General features: G+C 72.7%; 16 protein-coding genes and 1 pseudogene. 5 read left to right on the top strand and 12 right to left on the bottom strand.

The window, feature by feature from the left end; genetic code table 11:
* Positions 1-189: 189 nt before the first annotated feature.
* Positions 190-1227, top strand: coding sequence for a LacI family DNA-binding transcriptional regulator (locus DDP54_RS13305; protein WP_109132140.1), 1038 nt, complete (start codon positions 190-192; stop codon positions 1225-1227).
* Positions 1228-1330: 103 nt separating this feature from the next.
* On the top strand, positions 1331-3079 hold the full coding sequence (locus DDP54_RS13300; RefSeq protein WP_109132139.1) for a glycoside hydrolase family 13 protein: 1749 nt from the start codon (positions 1331-1333) through the stop codon (positions 3077-3079).
* Positions 3080-3145: 66 nt separating this feature from the next.
* On the opposite strand, the gene DDP54_RS13295 is transcribed toward DDP54_RS13300, so the two are convergent.
* The 7 genes from DDP54_RS13295 to DDP54_RS13265 form a co-directional block, all read right to left on the bottom strand.
* Positions 3146-4603, bottom strand: coding sequence for an alpha-amylase family protein (locus tag DDP54_RS13295; protein WP_242448404.1), 1458 nt, complete (start codon positions 4601-4603; stop codon positions 3146-3148).
* A gap of 157 nt (positions 4604-4760) precedes the next feature.
* Positions 4761-5930, bottom strand: a complete 1170-nt coding sequence (dusB, locus tag DDP54_RS13290) for a tRNA dihydrouridine synthase DusB (RefSeq protein ID WP_109132601.1) — start codon at positions 5928-5930, stop codon at positions 4761-4763.
* A gap of 72 nt (positions 5931-6002) precedes the next feature.
* Positions 6003-6623, bottom strand: coding sequence for a response regulator transcription factor (locus DDP54_RS13285; protein WP_109132137.1), 621 nt, complete (start codon positions 6621-6623; stop codon positions 6003-6005).
* Positions 6620-7870 carry a histidine kinase gene (locus DDP54_RS13280; protein ID WP_146192432.1) on the bottom strand — a complete coding sequence of 417 codons (1251 nt, stop codon included), beginning with the start codon at positions 7868-7870 and terminating at the stop codon, positions 6620-6622. Before DDP54_RS13280 ends, DDP54_RS13285 begins: the two co-directional genes overlap by 4 nt.
* A gap of 40 nt (positions 7871-7910) precedes the next feature.
* Positions 7911-8720: an ABC transporter permease gene (locus DDP54_RS13275; RefSeq protein ID WP_242448403.1), complete on the bottom strand. Its 810-nt coding sequence runs from the start codon at positions 8718-8720 to the stop codon at positions 7911-7913.
* Positions 8717-9658 (bottom strand): ABC transporter ATP-binding protein, encoded by a 942-nt coding sequence (locus DDP54_RS13270; RefSeq protein ID WP_109132135.1) that lies wholly within the window; start codon positions 9656-9658, stop codon positions 8717-8719. Before DDP54_RS13270 ends, DDP54_RS13275 begins: the two co-directional genes overlap by 4 nt.
* Positions 9659-9742: 84 nt before the next feature.
* Entirely contained in the window at positions 9743-11137 is a 1395-nt protein-coding gene (locus DDP54_RS13265; RefSeq protein ID WP_109132134.1) for a glycine--tRNA ligase, read from the bottom strand.
* A gap of 137 nt (positions 11138-11274) precedes the next feature.
* Here DDP54_RS13265 and DDP54_RS13260 point away from each other — a divergent pair, with 137 nt between their 5' ends.
* Genes DDP54_RS13260 through DDP54_RS13250 form a run of 3 tightly spaced genes read left to right on the top strand, consistent with a single transcriptional unit; the run spans position 11275 to position 13855 of the window.
* Positions 11275-12165, top strand: coding sequence for a metal ABC transporter substrate-binding protein (locus tag DDP54_RS13260; RefSeq protein WP_109132133.1), 891 nt, complete (start codon positions 11275-11277; stop codon positions 12163-12165).
* Complete coding sequence (locus tag DDP54_RS13255; RefSeq protein WP_242448402.1) at positions 12162-12938, top strand: ATP-binding cassette domain-containing protein; 777 nt, start codon at positions 12162-12164, stop codon at positions 12936-12938. Before DDP54_RS13260 ends, DDP54_RS13255 begins: the two co-directional genes overlap by 4 nt.
* 23 nt (positions 12939-12961) lie before the next feature.
* Entirely contained in the window at positions 12962-13855 is an 894-nt protein-coding gene (locus DDP54_RS13250) for a metal ABC transporter permease (RefSeq protein ID WP_109132599.1), read from the top strand.
* 12 nt (positions 13856-13867) lie between these two features.
* On the opposite strand, the gene DDP54_RS13245 is transcribed toward DDP54_RS13250, so the two are convergent.
* The 5 genes and pseudogenes from DDP54_RS13245 to DDP54_RS13230 form a co-directional block, all read right to left on the bottom strand.
* The gene (locus DDP54_RS13245; RefSeq protein ID WP_109132131.1) at positions 13868-14689 is read right to left on the bottom strand and encodes an isoprenyl transferase; all 822 of its coding nucleotides are present in this window, start codon (positions 14687-14689) and stop codon (positions 13868-13870) included.
* The gene (gene recO, locus DDP54_RS13240) at positions 14689-15420 is read right to left on the bottom strand and encodes a DNA repair protein RecO (RefSeq protein ID WP_109132130.1); all 732 of its coding nucleotides are present in this window, start codon (positions 15418-15420) and stop codon (positions 14689-14691) included. The genes DDP54_RS13245 and recO overlap by 1 nt, the downstream gene beginning before the upstream one ends.
* Before the next feature lie 81 nt (positions 15421-15501).
* Positions 15502-17247: a 2-isopropylmalate synthase gene (gene leuA / locus DDP54_RS18695; protein ID WP_242448470.1), complete on the bottom strand. Its 1746-nt coding sequence runs from the start codon at positions 17245-17247 to the stop codon at positions 15502-15504.
* Between the two features lie 309 nt (positions 17248-17556).
* Positions 17557-18648 (bottom strand): annotated as a pseudogene (locus DDP54_RS18690) (PQQ-binding-like beta-propeller repeat protein); the annotation flags it as partial.
* 261 nt (positions 18649-18909) lie between these two features.
* Positions 18910-20229 carry an RDD family protein gene (locus DDP54_RS13230; protein ID WP_109132128.1) on the bottom strand — a complete coding sequence of 440 codons (1320 nt, stop codon included), beginning with the start codon at positions 20227-20229 and terminating at the stop codon, positions 18910-18912.

Here is a 20229-nt window from a genome sequence, read left to right as displayed (position 1 = left end):
TCGCATCTTCGTGTCTCCAAGGATCTGTGGGAGAAGCCGTACGTCGACGGGATATCCCACCGACTCTGGCCTGATGGCACGACGCTAGCCCGCTTGCCGCGGAGTCTGCAACTCGTTACGGTAACTTTCAGGCAACATTTTCACGGCAAGCGGGTGACCCGCGGGCCTGCTCACGGACGAGGAGGTCCCGTGTCCCCTACGCTGCCGCACGTGCGTACTCGATTGACTGACCTGGCCGAACAGGCGGGCGTCAGCACGGCGACCGTCTCGCGCGTGCTGAACGGCAAGAACGGCGTCTCCACCCAGACCCGCCAGGCGGTCCTGGCAGCTCTCGACCTGCTCGGCTACGAGCGACCCGAGAAGCTGCACACCCGGTCACGGGGCCTCGTCGGGCTCGTCGTGCCCGAGCTCACGAACCCGGTGTTCCCGGCGTTCGCCCAGGTGGTCGAGTCGATGCTCTCCGAAGCCGGCTACACGCCCCTGCTGTGCACGCAGTCACCCGGTGGCACGACCGAGGACCAGTACGTCGAGATGCTCCTCGAGCACTCGGTCGCCGGGATCGTCTTCATCTCCGGGCTGCACGCGGACACGACAGCCGGCCGCGACCGCTACCAGCGCCTGCGCAGCCGCGGGATGCCGATCGTCCTGGTCAACGGCTTCGCCGAGGGCGTCGACGCGCCTGCGGTCTCGAGCGACGACGCAGCCGCGATGGACCTCGCGTTCCGGCACCTCATCTCGCTCGGCCACCGGCGGATCGGCCTCGCCATCGGCCCTGAGCGCTTCGTCCCGGCCCAGCGCAAGGTGGCGGCCTTCACCGACAACCTCGCGCGGCACCTCGACGACACCGACCCGGCGAGCCACATCGTGACGACGCTGTTCACCGTCGAGGGCGGGCAGGCAGCGGCCGGGGAGCTCATCGCGACCGGCCACACCGCGATCATCTGCGGCTCGGACCTCATGGCGCTCGGCGCCATCCGGGCGGCCCGGGCGCGCGGGCTCGACGTGCCGGCGGACATCTCTGTCGTGGGCTACGACGACTCGCCTCTCATCGCCTTCACCGACCCGCCGCTCACCACCGTCCGCCAGCCCGTCCAGGCGATGGGCCACGCCGCGGTCAGCGCGCTCGTCGCCGAGATCAACGGCGTCCGGGGCACGCGGACCGAGCTGCTCTTCCACCCCGAGCTGATCGTGCGCGGATCGACGGGCGTGGCTCCCGCCGTACGCTGAAACCGACGCTCTCGCGCCGGGCCGTCATGGGCCGGCGCAGCCGGACCCACCGACCGACCGATCGGGTGCATGCGCCCGTCCCGCCGAATCGAGGCACTTCTCCGTGAGCACGAACACCACGCTCGGCAACATCACCACCACGCTGGTCCACGCCGCCGGGTCGCCGTCGGCCGAGTGGTGGCGGCACGCGGTCATCTACCAGGTGTACCCGCGGTCGTTCGCCGACGCGTCGGGCGACGGGATCGGCGACCTCCCCGGAATCACCTCGAAGCTGGACCACCTCGCACGCCTCGGGGTCGACGCGATCTGGCTCTCGCCGTTCTACCGCTCTCCGCAGGCCGACGCGGGCTACGACGTCGCCGACTACCGGGACGTCGACCCGTTGTTCGGCACGCTCGCGGACTGCGACGTCCTGCTCGAGCGGGCCCACCGCCTCGGTCTGCGGGTCATCATCGACCTGGTCCCGAACCACACGTCCGACGAGCACGTCTGGTTCCGCGCGGCGCTCGCGGCCGGTCCGGGCAGCCCGGAACGCGCGCGCTACCTGTTCCGCGACGGCAAGGGCGAGCACGGCGAGCTGGCGCCCAACAACTGGACGTCGATCTTCGGTGGCCCCGCGTGGACCCGCACCACCGACCCCGACGGCCGCCCCGGCCAGTGGTACCTGCACCTGTTCGACACGCGTCAGCCGGACCTCGACTGGACCAACCCCGAGGTGCGGGGCGAGTTCGAGAGCATCCTGCGGTTCTGGCTCGACCGTGGCGTCGACGGCTTCCGGATCGACGTCGCGCACGGCCTCGTCAAGGCGCCGGGCCTGCCCGACTGGGACGGCGAGGCCTCGATGATCGAGGGCAGCCTCGACGACGACGGCTCGACCGCCACGGGCGACTCCGGACCCATGTTCGACCAGGACGGCGTCCACGACGTCTACCGCGCATGGCACCGCGTCCTCGCCGAGTACGACGGTGACCGCGCGCTGGTCGCCGAGGCGTGGGTCGAGCCCCTGGCGCGGCTCGTGCGTTACGTCCGGTCCGACGAGATGCACCAGGCGTTCAACTTCTCGTTCCTCACGACCCACTGGGACGCCGCCGCGCTGCGGGCCGTCGTGACCGCCTCGCTCGCCGCGAGCGACGAGGTCGGGGCGCCCACGACGTGGGTCCTGTCGAACCACGACGTCGTGCGCCACACCTCCCGGCTCGGGCTCGCCGAGCCCGGCTCGCGGCCGAACGGCATAGGGGCGGTCGACGAGCAGCCCGACGAGCAGCTCGGCCTGCGCCGCGCGCGGGCCGCGACGCTCCTCATGCTGGCCCTGCCGGGTTCGGCATACCTCTACCAGGGCGAGGAGCTCGGGCTGCCCGAGCACACCGCGCTCGACGACGACCTCCGCCAGGACCCCGCGTGGTGGCGCTCGGGCTACACCGAGCGCGGCCGGGACGGCTGCCGCGTGCCGCTGCCCTGGGTCGCCGACGCGCCGGGCTTCGGGTTCTCGCCGACGGGCGCAGCCTGGCTCCCGCAGCCGGACTCGTGGGCCGCCTACGCCCTCGACGCCCAGCGGGGCACCCGAGGCTCGACGTACGAGCTGTACCGCGAGGCGTTGCGCCTTCGCCGGGACTTCCACCTCGGCTCGGGCTCGCTGTGCTGGGTCGACGGCTCTGACCAGGACGCGACGACCCGCGTCGTGGCGTTCGCCAACCGGGACGTCTACGTCGTCGCCAACCTGGGCGCCGAGCCGATCGCGCTGCCGCGGTCCGACACGCTCCACGTCCTGCTCGCGAGCGGCGAGCTCACGACGAGCGACGACGGGACGATCCTCGTCCCGAGCGACACGACGGTGTGGGGGCGGCTGGGCTGAGCCCGGTCGCGCCGGCCGGTCACTCGACGCGCCGGACGGCCGCTCGCCGGGCGGGCGTCAGGCTGGTCAGGCGCCGGCCGGGGCTCCCACGTGGAGCGCCACCGCGGTGTGCGGTGCGACGCGCACGTCCGCGACGCCGTCGCGCACCGCGACCGGGTCACCCGCGCACCTGCCGTCGACTGCCGGTCCCGCCACGACGTCGCAGTACGAACCGTCCGACAGCGTCGTGGGGACCTGCGCCGCCACCTCGACGTCGCCGCCGTTGAGCACGACGAGCCCGCGCGTGCCCCGGCTGAGCGCGAACGCGTCGCCGTCCTCCCATCGGTCACCCACCGGGTCGTCGCCCACCGCGTCGCGCCAGCCGACCATGCCCTCAATCGCGGTCCAGCGGTGCTGGCACACCCACTCGCCGTCGGTGTAGGTCACGTCCGGGCCGACCGGCGCCGCGCACTGCGCGTCCAGGACCTTGCCGGCCGCGTCCTGCACGGGTCCGGCATCGCGATCGGTGAACGCGTACCCCGAGTAGACGATCGGCCGGCCGTAGTCGGTCGCCAGCATCAGCACGTTGGCCAGCACGTAGTCGGCGCCGTCGCGGTACCCGAGCGTCGAGCGACTGCGCTCGGTGTCGTGGTTCTCGACGAAGATCCAGGCCTTGTCGGACGGCAGGTACGTGGAGCCGGTCCCCAGCCCGGCAGCGAGCCGCAGCGACCCGCCACGCACCATCCCGGTCACGTCCTTGCCCCAGCCGAACTCGAGCACGTCGCCGATCGCCGTGTACTGCTCGGGCGTGACGGGCTCGCCGGTGCCGCGGATCACCTCCGAGACGATCCGGGTGCCCGCGGGCAGCCGAGCCACGATGGCGGCGAGGTCCTCGGCGGGCAGGTGCTTGGCGGCGTCGATGCGGAACCCGTCGACCCCGAGCGAGAGCAGGTCCGTCAGGTAGGCGGCGATCCCGTCCTGGACGCGCCCCGTACCGGTCGCGAGGTCGGCGAGGTTGACGAGCTCGCAGCTCTGCACCTGGAAGGCGTCCTTGTAGCTGCTGATGTCGTCGGCCGGGCCGACCCCGCAGTGGTGGAAGTCACCGGCGGCGTCCGACCAGATGCCCGGGTAGTCGTAGTGGGAGTAGGGGGAACCGGCCCAGCCCGTCCCGCGCGCGTCCTTGCCGGTCATGTGGTTGACCACCGCGTCGGCCAGGACCTCGACGCCCGCGGCGTGGCAGGCAGCGACCATCGCGCTGAGCTGCGCACGCGTGCCGAGCCGGGACTCGAGGCGGTAGCTGACGGGCTGGTAGGCCGTCCACCACTGGCTCCCGAGGACGTGCTCCTGCGGCGGCGAGGTGAGGACCCAGCCGTAGCCGGCGGGTCCGAGGTGGTCGGTGCACTCGGCCGCGATCGCGTCCCACGTCCACTGGAAGAGCTGCACGCCGACGTCGCGCGCACCAGCAGGCGCGGCGACCGCCGCCGGACCGGTCGGCGCCGAGGTCGCCGCCGGGGCCGGGACGCCCGTCGTGCAGGCGGCGCTCACCGCCACGACCGCCGCCGTGAGCAGCGTGAGAGCCGCGTTCCTTGACCGTCGTGCCGTCCGTGCTGTGCAGCGCTGCACGCGTGCTCCCCCGGTCGTCGTCGTCGAGCGTCGCAAGCGTACTGAAACTTGCGGCGACGCGCCTCGGACCCGCGCGCGCTCAGCCCCCCGAGACGCTCAGCTCAGCCTCGTGAAGCGCGCGGCGGAAGCCCTCCGACAGGTCGCGTGAGTCGAGCCAGCCCTCCGGGAGCGACGGTCGCTTGGGCGAACCCGCGCGCCCGCGCTGGCCCTCCGCGCCGGCACCCGGGTAAGGCTGGTCGAGGTCGAGGCCGGCAAGACGGTCGTCGAGCTCGGCGAGCGTCGAGACCAGGCCGAGCTGAGCCCGGACCTCGCCGCCTACGACGTACCCCTTGAAGTACCAGGCCATGTGCTTGCGCATCTCCCGCAGGGCCTTCGACTCCTCGCCGAAGGTCTCGACCATGAGGACCGCGTGCCGCCGGACGACCGCCGCGACCTCACCGAGACCGGGCCGCCGGCGCTCGTCCGAACCAGCGAACGCAGCAGCGAGGTCCGCGAACAGCCACGGACGCCCCTGGCACCCGCGCCCGACGACGACCCCGTCGCACCCGGTCTGCGCCACCATCGCGAGCGCGTCCTCGGCCGACCAGATGTCCCCGTTGCCGAGCACCGGGATGTCGGTCACGGTCTTCTTGAGCAGCGCGATGGCCTCCCAGTCGGCCGTGCCCGAGTAGTAGTCCGCCGCGGTGCGCGCGTGCAGGGCGACCGCCGCGACCCCGACCTCCTGCGCGACGAGCCCGGCCTCCAGGTACGTCAGGTGGTCGTCGTCGATGCCCTTGCGCATCTTGACGGTGACCGGGACCCCGTGCGGGCTCGCGGCGTCGACGGCCGCGCTGACGATCGAGCGGAACAGGTCCCGCTTCCAGGGGAGCGCCGCACCGCCGCCGCGGCGGGTCACCTTGGGGACCGGGCAGCCGAAGTTGAGGTCGATGTGGTCCGCGCGGTCCTCCGACGCGATGAGCCGCACGGCCGCGGCCACCGTCACCGGGTCGACGCCGTACACCTGCACGGACCGCGGCTTCTCGTCCGGCTCGTGCGCGATGATCCGCATGGACTCCTCGCCGCGCTCGACCAGCGCACGCGACGTCACCATCTCGGCGACGTACAGGCCCGCACCCGACTCGCGGCACAGCCGTCGGAACGCCGCGTTGGTCACGCCGGCCATCGGCGCGAGCACCACGGGCGTGTCGATCGTCAGCGGGCCGATGCGCAGCGGTGGAAGAACGCGCGTCGCAGTGTCGGCGACGGGCACGCCGTCGACGAGGGCGGTCGCGGTGGCGCTCGGGAGGTTCACCGCACGATTGTCCCCCACGTGTCGACCCGCTCAGCCGAGCAGCCAGCCGCTCTCCTCGGCGATCCGCACCGCCTCGGCACGCGTACGGGCGCCCGTCTTGCCGATCGCCGACGAGAGGTAGTTGCGCACCGTGCCCTCGGACAGGAACAGCCCGCGCGCGATGTCGGCCACCGTGCCGCCCGATCGCGCCGCACGCAGCACCTCGTGCTCGCGCGCCGTCAGCGGCGTCTCGCCCGTCATCAGCGACTCGACCGCGAGCGCCGGGTCGACGACCCGAAGGCCCGCCGCGACCCGCCGGACGGCGTCGGCGAGCTGGGCCGCGGGGGTGTCCTTGACGACGAAGCCGGATGCCCCAGCCACGAGCGCGCGCCGCAGGTACCCGGGGCGACCGAAGGTCGTGACCACGAGGACGCGGCACGACGGGAGCGCGGCGACGAGGAGCTCAGCCGCCGCGATGCCGTCGATCCCGGGCATCTCGACGTCGAGCAGCGCGACGTCCGGACGGTGCTGGAGCGCCGCAGCCACGACCTCGTCGCCCCGCGCGACCTCGACGACGACCTTCAGGTCCGGCTCGAGGTCGAGCAGCGCCGCGAGCGCGCCGCGCACGAGCGCCTGGTCGTCGGCGAGGAGCAGCCGGATCGGCGCGCTCATCGCTGACGCGCGACGCGCAGCTCGAAGCCGCCCTGGGCCGAGCGGCCGGCGCTCACCACGGCGCCGACTGCCTCAGCACGCTCGCGCAGCCCGACGAGGCCGGTCCCGTCGCCGCGCGCGCGTGGCGTCGCGGGCGTCACACCCGGTTCGGTGCCGCCGCCCGGTTCGGTGCCACCGCCTCGTTCGGTTCCACCGCTCAGCTCGGTGCCCCCGCCCGGGCCGCGGCCGTCGTCGCTCACGACGGCCGAGCTCCCCCGCACCGTGATCATGCAGCGCCGCGCGCCCGAGTGCCGGATCACGTTCGTCACGCCCTCGCGCACCGTCCACGCGAACACGTCGCGAAGGTCGTCCGGGACGTCGTCGAGCTCGGTCGACAGCTGGGCGTCGACGCCCATCGCCGTCAGCGCGACGCGCGCCGACGCGAGCTCCCCCGCCAGGCTGACGACGCGGAAGCCCTGGACGGTCGACCGCACGTCGGCGAGCGCCGCGCGCGCCAGCGACTCGATGTCGGCGATCTCGCGCGCCGCGCCCGCCGGGTCGCGCTCGAGCAGACGTCCCGCGAGCTCCGACTTCACGGTGATCACTGTCAGGGAGTGCCCGAGCAGGTCGTGCACGTCGCGCGCCATGCGCTCGCGCTCACGCGCGACCGCAAGGTCCGCGAGCTCGGTCCGGGCCGCGGCGAGCTCGGCGTTGCGGGCCATGACCTGCGTCACCCCGAAGATCGCGAACGCCGCGAGCAGGATCTGCACGCCGATGCCCGCATCCGTCTCCCAGCCGTCCACCACGTGCGGGAGGCCCTCGCCGGCGACGGCGAGCAGCACGACCACCCCGAGCGCCACGCGGGGAGCCAGCATGAACACCGCGGACACCGCCATGAAGACCAGCCCGGCGAGCGACGTCTCGCCGCCCGCGAGCGCCATGCCCCCGACGAGGACGGCCTCGCCGACGAGCACAGGCCACGCCTCGCCGGCGCGGTGGCTCGTCCGACCCGGCCCGCGGCTGCGGATCGTGCGGGACAGGCCGACGACGAAGACGGTCGCGAACGCCACGACGCTGACGAGCGACACGATCCGGGCGACCCCGCGAGGCGCCGACCATGCGCTCGACCACGGGTAGACGAGGTACACGAGCCAGACAGCGCCGAACACCGGGCCCAGCCTGCGCATCGACCGGCGCACCGGCAGCGGCGCCGCGGGCGCTCCCGCCGCCTCGAGCTCGCGAGGACGAGGCTGCGCGCGGGTGGTCACGGCGAACACCGTAGCCCCCGCACGCTGCCCGTCCCCGGGGTCAGACCCGCGCCGTGTCGCGACGGAACATCACGGCGGCGCCCGTGACGAACACCACCGCCCACGCACCGAGGTTGGCGACGGCGACCCAGGACCAGCCGCCGCCCACGAGCGGCGTGCGGGCGAGCTCCGCGAGACCGTAGAGCGGGGTGAACCGGGCGATGGTGGCGAACAACCCGTCCGTGAGCGGCACGAACAGTCCGCCGGCGAACGCGAGGATCGCCAGCACCGGACCGAGCATCTGCATCACGTTCTCGGCGGGCAGCAGGTACCCCAGGAAGAGCCCGAACGCCGCGAACACCGACGAGCCCAGCCACGCGATGAGCGCCGAGGTGACCCAGACCGATGCGTCGGCCTGCGCGCCGGCGACCACGCCGACCGCGAAGACCACGACCACCGAGGCGAGCCCGAGGACCATCGCGACGACGATCTTCGTGAGGATGTAGGCCACCGGCCGCAGCGGCGTCAGGCGCAGCTGGCGGCTCCAGCCGAGCGCACGCTCGACCGAGACCATCGCGCCGCCGCTCGCCGAGGCGAGCATCGCGCCGTACACCGCCATCGACACCATGATCCAGGCGGTGACGTTGCCGTGGCCGACCGAGGTCGTCCGGTAGTCGCCCTGCGTGCCGAAGATCAGGAAGAACGCCGGCGGCATGATGAGCGCGAGCACGACGGTGCGCCGGTTGCGCAGGAGCCGGCGCAGCTCGATCGTCAGGAACGTCCGGTTGAGCCCCCCGCGCACGGGGCGCCGGGCCGTCGGCGCCTCGGCAGGCATCCGGTCGAGCTCCTGGGTGGTCGTCGTGGCGGTCATCGCGTGCTCCCTGCGGTCGTGAGGGACGGGGTGGTGAGGTGCGCGCCGTCGGACGTGAGCGCGATGAACGCGTCCTCGAGGTTGTGCGACGAGATCTCGAGGTCGCGCGCGGGCGTCGCGGTCAGCAGGTGCCGCACGACGCGGTCGGAGTCGGCCGTCTGCAGCAGGACCCGCTCGCCGCGGACCTCGGCCCGGTCGACGCCGGGCATGGCCGCGAGCTCGGCGAGGCCGGCGCCGGGCAACGTGGCCGAGACGACCCGGCCCGACGACAGGTTCTTGACCTCGGCCGCGCTGCCGTCCGCCACGACGACCCCCTGCCTGACGAGCACGATGCGGTCGGCATAGGCGTCGGCCTCGTCGAGGTAGTGGGTCGCGAAGATCACCGTACGGCCCCGCGCCGCGTCGGCCCGGATCGCCCGCCAGAACTCGCGGCGACCCTCGACGTCCATGCCCGTCGTCGGCTCGTCGAGCACGAGCAGGTCGGGCTCGGGGACGAGCGCCATCGCGAACCGCAGCCGCTGCTGCTGACCGCCCGAGCACGCGCCGACCATGCGGTCGGCGATCGATACGATCCCGGCACGTTCGAGGACGTCCGTGACCGGCCGGGTCAGGCCGAACAGCGACGCCGTGAGCTGCACGGTCTCGGCGACGGTGATGTCCTTGAGGAGGCCGCCGGTCTGCATCACCGCGGAGACCCGCCCGCGGGTGATCGCCTCGGCGGGGTCGAGCCCGAACACCGACACGCTCCCCGAGTCAGGGCGGCTCAGGCCGAGCACCATGTCGATGGTGGTCGTCTTGCCGGCACCGTTCGGTCCGAGGAAGGCGACGATCTCGCCGGGCTCGACCACGAGGTCGAGCCCGACGACGGCGTGCACCGAGCCGTAGCTCTTGTGCAGGTCATGCAGCTCCAGGGCTGCCGGTCGCTGTGAGGACGTCATGGCACGAGCCTGCTCGACCCGGGCACCCGGCCGGCAGGCCGGGCGTCACGTCATCGACGTGACGGATGTCATGAACCCCCGGGGTCAGGCGCCGATCAGCCGGGCAGCGAGGTACGCCGAGACCTGGTCGAGCGCGACCCGGACCTGCGACATGTCGTCGCGGTGGCGGATCGTCACGGCCTGGTCGTCGAGCGTCTCGAAGTCCACCGTGATGCAGAACGGCGTGCCGATCTCGTCCTGGCGACGGTAGCGGCGGCCGATCGCCCCGGCGTCGTCGAACTCGATGTTCCAGCTCCTGCGCAGCTCGGCAGCGAGGTCGCGCGCCTTGGGCGAGAGCGCCTCGTTGCGCGACAGCGGCAGCACCGCCGCCTTGACCGGCGCGAGGCGCGGGTCGAGCTTGAGGACCACCCGGGTGTCGACGCCGCCCTTGGTGTTAGGTGCCTCGTCCTCGGTGTAGGACTCGACGAGGAACGCCATGAGCGAGCGCGTCAGCCCCGCCGCGGGCTCGATGACGTAGGGCACCCAGCGCTCGTTCTTGGCCTGGTCGAAGTACGACAGGTCCTGGCCGGAGTGCTCGGTGTGCGTCTTGAGGTCGAAGTCGGTGCGGTTCGCGATGCCCTCGAGCTCGCCCCACTCGCTGCCCTGGAACCCGAAGCGGTACTCGATGTCGACGGTCCGCTTGGAGTAGTGCGACAGCTTCTCCTGCGGGTGCTCGTAGTGGCGCAGGTTCTCGCGGGCGATGCCGAGGTCGGTGTACCAGTCGGTGCGCGCGTCGATCCAGTACTGGTGCCACGTCTCGTCGGTCCCGGGCTCGACGAAGAACTCCATCTCCATCTGCTCGAACTCGCGCGTCCGGAAGATGAAGTTGCCGGGGGTGATCTCGTTGCGGAACGACTTGCCGATCTGGCCGATGCCGAACGGCGGCTTCTTGCGGCTCGTCGTGACGACGTTGGCGAAGTTCACGAAGATGCCCTGCGCGGTCTCGGGGCGCAGGTAGTGCAGCCCGGACTCGTCCTCGACCGGGCCGAGGTACGTCTTGAGCATCATGTTGAAGTCGCGCGGCTCGGTCCACTGCCCGCGCGTCCCGCAGTTCGGGCAGGCGATGTCGGCGAGGCCGTTCTCGGGCGCGCGGCCCTTCTTCTCCTCGAACTCCTCGAGCAGGTGGTCCTCGCGGAACCGCTTGTGGCAGCTCTGGCACTCGGTGAGCGGGTCCGTGAACACCCCGACGTGGCCGGACGCGACCCAGACCTGGCGGGGCAGGATCACCGCGGAGTCCAGCCCGACGATGTCGTCGCGGCTCGTGACCATCGTCCGCCACCACTGCTTCTTGATGTTCTCCTTGAGCTCGACGCCCAAGGGTCCGTAGTCCCACGCGGACCGGGTCCCGCCGTAGATCTCACCGGACGGGAAGACGAACCCACGGCGCTTGGCCAGGGAGGTGACGGCGTCAAGACGGGACGGGGCCACGTTCACACTCATTTCCTCGGGCGACCCCACACCTGGCTGGCGGAGGCTACGCACCCGAGGCTACCGGGATCGTGCGCGCCCCTGTGCCCTCCCTTGTTCTCCTCGCACCCCACTTTGACAACGATTCTCAACTGTCCGAGACTGAGCACGTGCCCACCCGCCTCCACGCAGCCTGCCTTGCGCTGCCCGTCGCCGCTGCCGTGCTCGCCCTGGGCGCCTGCTCCACCGGCAGCGCCGACGACGGTCGGCCCAGCGTCCTCGCGTCGTTCTACCCGCTCCAGCTCGTCGCCCAGCAGGTCGGCGGCGACCGCGTCGACGTGACCTCGCTGACGCCGCCCGGCGCCGAGCCGCACGACCTCGAGCTGTCACCGGCCCAGGTCGTCCGGGTCGGCAGCGCCGACCTCGTCGTCTACCTGTCCGACTTCCAGCCCGCGGTCGACGACGCCGTCGCGGCCGCCCCACCGGCCCACGCGGTCGACGCCGCTACTCTCACCACGCTCATGCCACTCGCTGGGGGCTCCGGCGACCTCGACCCGCACTTCTGGCTCGACCCGAGCCGCATGCCGGCCGTCGCCCACGCCGTCGCCGACCAGCTCAGCACGATCGACCCCGCAGGAGCGGCCACGTACGCCGCGAACGCCACGGCCCTGTCCGCACGGTTCGACGCCCTCGACGCGCAGTACGCCAGCGGCCTGGCGACCTGCGCCGACCGCGCGTTCGTCACGTCCCACGCGGCGTTCGGGTACCTCGCGGCGCGCTACGACCTCGAGCAGGTCGCCATCTCGGGGCTCGATCCGGAGGCCGACCCCTCGCCCGACCGCCTCGCCCAGATCAGCCGGCTCGTGCAGGACCGCGGGGTCAGCACGATATTCTTCGAGACGCTCGTGAGCCCCAAGGTCGCCCAGACGTTGGCCGCCGACCTGGGCGTCGACGCCCGGGTCCTCGACCCGCTCGAAGGCGTGAGCGACCCGACCCAGGACTACTTCAGCATCGCCGAAGCGAACCTTTCGGCCCTGAAGATGGCATTGTCCTGCTCGTGAGCGACAACGTGATCCAGGCCGAGGGGCTCGGCGTCCAGCTCGGCGGTCAGCAGATCCTCACCGGCATCGACCTGTCGGTGGGCCCCGGCGAGGTCCTCGCCCTGCTCGGCGCCAACGGCTCCGGCAAGTCGACGCTCGTCCGCGCGCTGCTCGGCATCGTCCCGATCTCCGACGGCAGCGTCGAGCTCCTGGGCAGCCCGCTGGGCCGGTCCGCCCCGTGGGAGCGGATCGGGTACGTGCCCCAACGGCTCCCGGCCGGCGCGGGAGTCCCCTCGAGCGCACTCGAGGTCGTGACCGCGGGCCTCCTCCACCGGCACCGCCTGCGCCCGCCCCGCGACGGTCGCGCCCGTGCGCTCGCGGCGCTCGACGAGGTCGGGCTCGCCGCAACGGCGCACCGTCCCGTCCACGAGCTCTCCGGCGGGCAGCAGCAGCGCGTCCTGATCGCCCGCGCGCTGGTGCGCCGACCCGAGCTGCTCGTGCTCGACGAGCCGACGTCCGGGATCGACATCCCCACGCAGCAGACGTTCGTCGACGCCGTCCAGCGCCTGCACGACGGCGGCGGCACCGTCGTCGTCATCCTTCACGAGCTCGGACCGTTCGCACCGCTGATCGAGCGCGCCGTCGTCCTGCGCCACGGACGGATCGCGCACGACGGCGCACCCCCGAGCGCCCGTGGCGAGCACGCGACGCCCGACCACGACCACACGCACGCCCACCCCGGGCCGACGCCTCCCCCGACCACGCGGACGATGTCCGTGGAGGTGAACCTGTGAGCTGGATCGAGACGCTCACGACCATGCTGGCTTCGCCCCTGATGCAGCGCGCCTTCCTCGCCGCCATCCTGGTCGGGGCAGCGGCCCCCGTCGTCGGCACGTTCCTGGTCCAGCGCCGGATGTCGCTCATGGGAGACGGCATCGGGCACGTCGCGCTCACCGGTGTCGCGCTCGGCTGGCTCGTCGGCAACTGGGCGGGCCTGGCGCCGCACGACGCGCTGGCCGTCCCCGGCGCCGTGGTCGCGGCGATCATCGGCTCGGTCGTCATCGAGCTCGTGCGCGAACGCGGGCAGACCAACGGCGACCTCGCGCTCGCGCTGATGTTCTACGGCGGGATCGCGGGCGGCGTGCTGCTCATCAAGGTCGCCGGCGGCACGAACGCCAACCTCATCAGCTACCTCTTCGGGTCGATCTCGACCGTGTCCGTCGCCGACCTCGCCTGGACGGTCGTGCTCGCGGCCGGTGTGCTCGCGGCCGGTGTCGGGCTGCGGGCCGCGCTGTTCGCCGTGAGCCACGACGAGGAGTTCGCGCGGGCGAGCGGGATCCCGGTCCGGCTGCTCAACATGCTCATCGCGACCATCGCCGCGCTGACGGTGACCGTCGCGATGCGCGTCGTCGGCCTGCTGCTCGTCAGCGCCCTCATGATCGTGCCGGTCGCGGTCGCTCAGCTGTACGCGCGGTCGTTCAGCCGCACGATGGCGGTCGCCAGCGGGATCGGCGTCGCCGTGAGCATCGTCGGGCTCGCCATCACCTACTGGGAGGACTTCCCGCCCGGGGCGACGATCGTCGTCCTCGCGATCGGTGTGTACGGCGTGGCGGCGACCCTGCGGCCGTTGCTGCAGCGGCCACAGCCCGCCGACGACCCGCACCCGGACGTCACCGACGACGTGCTCATCGCGGACAGCGCGGCAGACTGACAGCCGCGGCCGTCACCGGCCCCGGTCGAGCCCCTCTGCCGCCGTGCCCGTCGTGAGATCCGCGGCCGCGGCCTTGTCGACCGCCCGCCCGAACCGTCGGTCGCGGTGCGCGTAGTCCTCGACCGCGCGCCACAGGTGCCGGCGGTCCACGTCGGGCCACGGCTCGTCGAGGAACACCAGCTCGGCGTACGCGGACTGCCAGATCATGAAGTTCGAGATCCGTTGCTCCCCGGACGACCGCAGGAACAGGTCGACATCGGGCAGCTCGGGCTCGTCGAGGTAGCGCGCGACCGTCTTCTCGGTCACCTTCTCGGGGTCGAGCCGGCCCGCAGCGACCTCGCGGGCGATCGCCTTCGCGGCGTCGGCAATCTCCGCGCGACCGCCGTAGTTCACGCACATCGTCAGGGTGCAGGTGGCGTTGCCGGCCGTGACCCGCTCGGCCTCCTCGAGCTCGTCGATCACCGACTTCCACAGCCGGGGACGCCGCCCGGCCCAACGCACGCGCACGCCCCACGAGTCCATGAGGTCACGTCGGCGGCGCAGCACGTCCCGGTTGAACCCCATGAGGAAGCGCACCTCCTCGGGTGAGCGCTTCCAGTTCTCGGTCGAGAACGCGTACGCCGAGACGTGCGTGACACCGATCTCGATGGCCCCCGCGACGACGTCGAGCAGCGAGGCCTCGCCCGCCGCGTGACCCGCCGTCCGCGGCAGCCCGCGCGCGTTCGCCCAGCGCCCGTTGCCGTCCATGACGACCGCCACGTGCTTCGGGACGAGGGAGCGCGGGATCACGGGCGGGCGGGCACCGCTCGGGTGCGGCGGGGGTGGGACCGGCATCAGATCCTCTCGACCATCGGGAGCGAGCGCAGCTGGCGCTCGAGGTAGAACTGGCTGAAGGCCGCGACGATCCCGCTGCCCTCGCGTCGGTGGCGCTCGGCGCTCGCGTCCGCGACCGCCCAGTCGCCCGAGAGCAGCGCCGCGAGCAGGTCGAACGTCTCACGCGCGGGCGCCGTGGCCCCCGGTGGTCGGCACCCGCTGCACATCGCGCCGCCCTGAGCGACCGCGAACGCGCTGTGCGGTCCCGGCTTGCCGCACCGCGCGCAGTCGGTGAAGCTCGGGGCCCACCCTGCGATCGCGAGCGCCCGCATCAGGTAGGAGTCCAGGACGAGCCCCGGGGCGTGCTCACGCACCGCGAGCGACCGCACCGCGCCGATGAGCAGCCAGTACTGCTGGAGCGCCGGCTCGTGCTCGGCCTCCACGAGCCGGTCGGCCGTCTCGAGCATGACCGTGCCGGCCGTGTACAGCGCGTAGTCCTCGCACACCGGGCGACCGAACGCACTGAGGGTCTCGACCTGCGTGACGATGTCGAGCGACCGGCCCGTGCTCAGTTGGAGGTCGATGTGCATGAACGGCTCGAGCCGCGAGCCGAAGCGCGACGACGTCCGGCGCACACCCTTGCCGACGGCGCGCACCTTGCCGTGCGACCGGGACAGGAGGGTGACGATGCGGTCGGCCTCCCCCAGCTTCTGGGTGCGCAGCACGATCGCCTCGTCGCGGTAGAGGCTCACTTAGCCATTGTCTCCCGCAGCACCGACGCGCGCGGCCGTCCCGCGCCGGTCGTGGCTGACCGGCGCGGGACGGCCCGCGACTCAGCGAAGCGCGCGGTTGACGGCCGAGATGATGGCCTTGAGCGACGCCGTGGTGATCGACGGGTCGAGCCCGACGCCCCACAGCGTCTGGTCGCCCACCGCGCACTCGACGTACGCAGCCGCCGTCGCGTCCCCGCCGGCCGACAGGGCGTGCTCGGCGTAGTCGAGCACCTGGACGTGCACCCCGATCCCGTCGAGGGCGTTGACGAACGCGGCGATGGGCCCGTTGCCCGAGCCCTCGATCGTGCGCGGCTCGCCGTTGTCGACGAGGTCGACCGAGATGGTGTCCGGACCGTCCTCGATGCTCGCGGAGCGTGTCCCGCGCAGCGACAGCCGTCCCCACGGCGAGAGCGGGCCGCCCGGCTCGGCGGGAAGGTACTCGTCGTTGAAGATCCGCCACAGGTCGTCCGCCGTGACCTCCGAGCCGTGCTCGTCCGTGAAGCCCTGCACGACGCGGGAGAACTCGATCTGCAGGCGGCGCGGGAGATCGAGGTCGCGCTCCGACTTGAGCAGGTAGGAGATCCCGCCCTTCCCGGACTGGGAGTTCACCCGGATGATCGCCTCGTAGCTGCGACCCACGTCCTTCGGGTCGATCGGCAGGTACGGGACGGCCCACACGACGTCCTCGACCTCGGTGCCCGCCGCTGCTGCCTGCACCGCGAGCGCGTCGAGGCCCTTCTTGATGGCGTCCTGGTGCGAGCCGGAGAAGGCGGTGAACACGAGGTCCCCGCCGTACGGGTGGCGCTCACCCACCGGCAGCTGCGTGCAGGCCTCGACGGTGCGGCGGATGTGGCCGATGTCGGAGAAGTCGAGCTCCGGGTCGACACCCTGGCTGAACAGGTTGAGGCCCAGTGTCACGAGGCACACGTTGCCGGTGCGCTCGCCGTTGCCGAACAGGCATCCCTCGATGCGGTCGGCCCCCGCGAGGTAGCCGAGCTCGGCGGCCGCGACGCCGGTGCCGCGGTCGTTGTGCGGGTGCAGCGAGATGATCACGTTCTCGCGGTGGTGCAGGTGGCGGCCCATCCACTCGATCGAGTCGGCGTAGACGTTCGGGGTCGCCATCTCGACCGTCGCCGGCAGGTTGATGATGACCTTGCGCTCGGGGGTCGGCTCGAGCACGTCGAGCACCGCGTTGCACACCCGGGCGGCGAACTCGAGCTCGGTGCCGGTGTACGACTCGGGCGAGTACTCGTAGTAGACCTCGGTGCCGGGGACCGTCTCCTCGTACTTCTTGCACAGGTGCGCGCCCGACGTCGCGATGTCGACGACCCCGTCCTCGTCGGTGCGGAAGACCACCTCGCGCTGCAGCGTCGACGTCGAGTTGTACAGGTGCACGATGACGCGCTTGGCGCCCTCGATCGCCTCGTAGGTGCGCTCGATCAGGTGCTCGCGCGACTGGGTGAGGACCTGGATCACGACGTCGTCGGGGATGCGGTGCTCCTCGATGAGCATCCGCACGAAGTCGAAGTCGGTCTGCGACGCCGACGGGAAGCCGACCTCGATCTCCTTGAAGCCCATCTGCACGAGCAGCTCGAACATCTGCAGCTTGCGGGCGGGGTTCATCGGCTCGATCAGGGCCTGGTTGCCGTCACGCAGGTCGACCGCGCACCAGCGGGGCGCCTTCGTGACGCGCTTGCCGGGCCACGTGCGGTCCGGCAGGTCAACGGCGAACTGGGCGGCGTACGGGAGGTAGCGGTTCACCCGCATGCCGGAGGGCTGCTGGGGTGTGGCGGTGTCGTAGCTCATGAGGGGATCCTTCGCGGGGGTGGCTGTGGGGCGAGCGTCAGCCGGCACACCGAACACCGCGACGAGGATCCGGCCTAGAAGGCCTCGTCGCGGCGACGAAGGAGGAGGCGCGTACGCGTGAGCACCTCGACACTGTACCCCGCGGGCCGCGCCGCGCGGGACCTCCGTCTCAGCGTCGTCGGCCCGTCGCTTCCGGCCCATCGCTGGGGGCTCAGCCCAGCGCGACGAGCCCGTCCGTCGCGCGCACGAGCAGGTGACCCCCTGCGCCGACAGGTCGCGGACCGCGTCGGGCAACGGCACCGACCAGTACGGGACGCCGTCGCGCAGGCCGAACGCCTCGAGCTGAGCCGAGCCGTCGAGCGCCGTGGCCAGCGTCACCACGAGCGCGCCGTCGCTGAGCGGGCGGCCCACGATCGCCTCACCCACCTCGCGGCTCCACACGACGGCCCCGGTGTCCAGGTCGAGCACGCCGACCCGCGGACCGCCCGCGAGGACGAGCTCGCGGTCGACGGTGAGGACCGGGTCGAGCCCGGTCTCCGCGCTCCAGAGCTGACGTCCGGTCGCCAGCTCGTCACCGACGACCGACCGACCCTGGTCGATCACCACGAGCTCCGAGGCCGAGCCGGCGTTCGCAAGCTGCTCGGCAGGGAAGCCCGGCACCGCGAACTTGCGGGCACCCGTGGCGTCGTGCAGCTCGCCGCCGTGCGCGATCGACCAGGTGACGAACCGGTCGCCGAGCGGCGCGGTGAGCACATAGCTGAGGGACGGCTCCGAGAACAGCACCGTGCCTGCGTCGGCGTCGAGCACCGATGACGTCGCACCCGTCAGCAGGACGAGCCGGGGAGCGACCTCGACCCGGGCGGCACCGGCACTGAGCTCCGCCTCACTGCTGCGGTGGCGCCACACGACGTCGCCGGAGACGGCCCGCCGCCGTGCGATCTCGACGAACAGGTCGGTACCGGTCGTCGCAACCACGACGTCTGCGTCGGCGCGCGCAAAGGCGATGGAGGTGCCCGTGAAGGTCCACTGCCCGAGCACCGCACCGTCGTCGGCGCTGAGGGCCACGACGCGGTGCGTCACGCTGCGAGCGCCCTGCGGAGCACCGTTGCCGTCGGTGTAGACGGGCCACGGGCTCGTGACGACGCACACCACGACCAGTCCGACGTCGGCGCCCGTGTGCGGGCACTGCACCTCGCCACCCTCGGTACCTGCGAGCGCGACCGGCCCGAGGACCCTCGACCAGCGCGCGGCTCCCGTCGCGGGCTCGAGGGACGTCGCGCGCCACACCTCGTCTCGCGGTCCGACGACGACAAGGGCACCGCCCGCCGCGAGGACGTCGTCGTCGGTGGTCCCGCTCGCCCGCCAGAGGACCGACGGCGCGGTGCTGAGCGGGCGGATCATGCCCGCCACGGCGGCGATCCGGTCGGAGCGCGCGGCATCCCGCCGATCCATCGTGATCGTCGTCGCTGCGACCGCCAGCGCGACGATCACCGGGATGGGCCACCAACGCCGCAGCGCGGGCCACAGTCCCATCATCGAGGGGCCCTCGGGGCCAGCGGAAGCGGGTCCTGGCCGCGTCGGCATCCGGACGTCGGCGCCGTCCTCGGCGAGCTCGACGTCCTGCATCGCACGGGTGGACCTCGCTGGCCCCATCCTGCGACTCTAGGCCCGCGTGGCCGCCCCCGGGGCGCGAACGACGCGGAGGCCGCAGTCGCCGAACGACACGGTCGCCCCCGCCGGCAGCCGCACCCGCTGGCCCGGACCGCAGACGATCTGCGCGCCGTCGGCGAGCGTGACGATCGTGCCGTTCGTCGACCCACGGTCCGCGACCCAGACGCCGGCCGTGTCCAGCCCGACCTGCAGGTGCGTCTTGGAGACCGACCGCCCCGGGTCGTCGACTCGGATCACCTGCGAGTCGTCGCCGCCGCCAGGGTTGCGGCCGACGAGCAGGCTGCGCGTCACCGTCACGACGCGGCCGTCGCTCAGCTCGAGGTCAGCGGTGGCCGGGTCGAGCCCTGGCGCGGCCGGGGTCTCGTCAGGGCGCTCGTCGGGCCGAAGCGGTGCGTAGCGGGTCTGCTCGAGCTCGGGGTCGAGCCCGAAGACCGCCGGGCGCACGACCGCGAGCGCGCGCGTGTCCACGTCCGGCGCGACGCCTGGTTCCGCGAGCGGCGGCATCACCAGCGCCGGGCCGCCCGTGCGCCGGTCGGACAGGAGCGCGTCGAGGCGACGCGCGGCCGCGTCGCGGGCGGCCTCGGTGGCGGCGGCCGCGTCCGCACGAGCCCCACGACGGAGCACCTCGCGGCGCGAGGGCTCGTCGTGCGACGCCTCGTCGTGCAGCGCCTCGTCGTGCAGCGCCTCGTCGCGCTGCTGGTAGCGCGGCAGCGCGTCGGATCCGTGCGCCAGGGCACCGCGGGGAGCCCCGGTCGGCACGACCGTCACGGTCGCCGTCGGGGGCCCGGAGACAGCCGACCGCCGCTGCGGCTCCGAGCCGCGAGTGCGGCGAACCTGCGGTCGCGGCGGCGGCAGGGTCCCTGTGCGCAGGTCGACGACCTCGTCACCGGCGGACCGGTCGTGCCAGCCGCGGTTGCGGCCGGACCGGTCCCACAGGGGCGACGCGAGCACGACCAGCTGGCCGACTCCGAGCACGAGCGTGCCGGCGACGACCACCAGCCCGCGCACGACGATGCGCCGCATGCCGACGGGCCGACCGGACCGCACGTCGACGATGCGCAGACCGAGCAGGTACTTGCCGACGGTCCAGCCTCGCGCGCCCTGCGCCCACCACTGGAAGATCGCGAGTGCGGCGAGCATGCACCAGCCGAGCAGCAGGGTTGTCGGGTCGGCGACCGGAACCTCGGTCCCGGACGGGGTGCCGGCGACCGTCGCACGCACAACCGGCAGCAGCGCACCGAGCAGCAGCCCGCCGCCGCACGCGACGACCGCGACCTGGTCGACGAGGTAGGCGAGCAGGCGCCGCCCCAT

The organism is Cellulomonas sp. WB94 (assembly GCF_003115775.1).
Taxonomy (GTDB): Bacteria; Actinomycetota; Actinomycetes; order Actinomycetales; family Cellulomonadaceae; genus Cellulomonas_A.
Note: the sequence above shows the minus strand (reverse complement) of the source record. Positions and strands in the feature narration are given on the sequence as shown.

What these genes read in the sequence shown, in the direction of transcription:
- DDP54_RS13285 (WP_109132137.1), bottom strand. Translation starts at nt 6,623, where the DNA reads ATGAGCGCGCCGATCCGGCTGCTCCTCGCCGACGACCAGGCGCTCGTG.
- DDP54_RS13275 (WP_242448403.1), bottom strand. Translation starts at nt 8,720, where the DNA reads ATGACCGCCACGACGACCACCCAGGAGCTCGACCGGATGCCTGCCGAG.
- DDP54_RS13270 (WP_109132135.1), bottom strand. Translation starts at nt 9,658, where the DNA reads ATGACGTCCTCACAGCGACCGGCAGCCCTGGAGCTGCATGACCTGCAC.
- DDP54_RS13265 (WP_109132134.1), bottom strand. Translation starts at nt 11,137, where the DNA reads ATGAGTGTGAACGTGGCCCCGTCCCGTCTTGACGCCGTCACCTCCCTG.
- DDP54_RS13250 (WP_109132599.1), top strand. Translation starts at nt 12,962, where the DNA reads ATGCTGGCTTCGCCCCTGATGCAGCGCGCCTTCCTCGCCGCCATCCTG.
- DDP54_RS13245 (WP_109132131.1), bottom strand. Translation starts at nt 14,689, where the DNA reads ATGCCGGTCCCACCCCCGCCGCACCCGAGCGGTGCCCGCCCGCCCGTG.
- leuA (WP_242448470.1), bottom strand. Translation starts at nt 17,247, where the DNA reads ATGAGCTACGACACCGCCACACCCCAGCAGCCCTCCGGCATGCGGGTG.
- DDP54_RS13230 (WP_109132128.1), bottom strand. Translation starts at nt 20,229, where the DNA reads ATGGGGCGGCGCCTGCTCGCCTACCTCGTCGACCAGGTCGCGGTCGTC.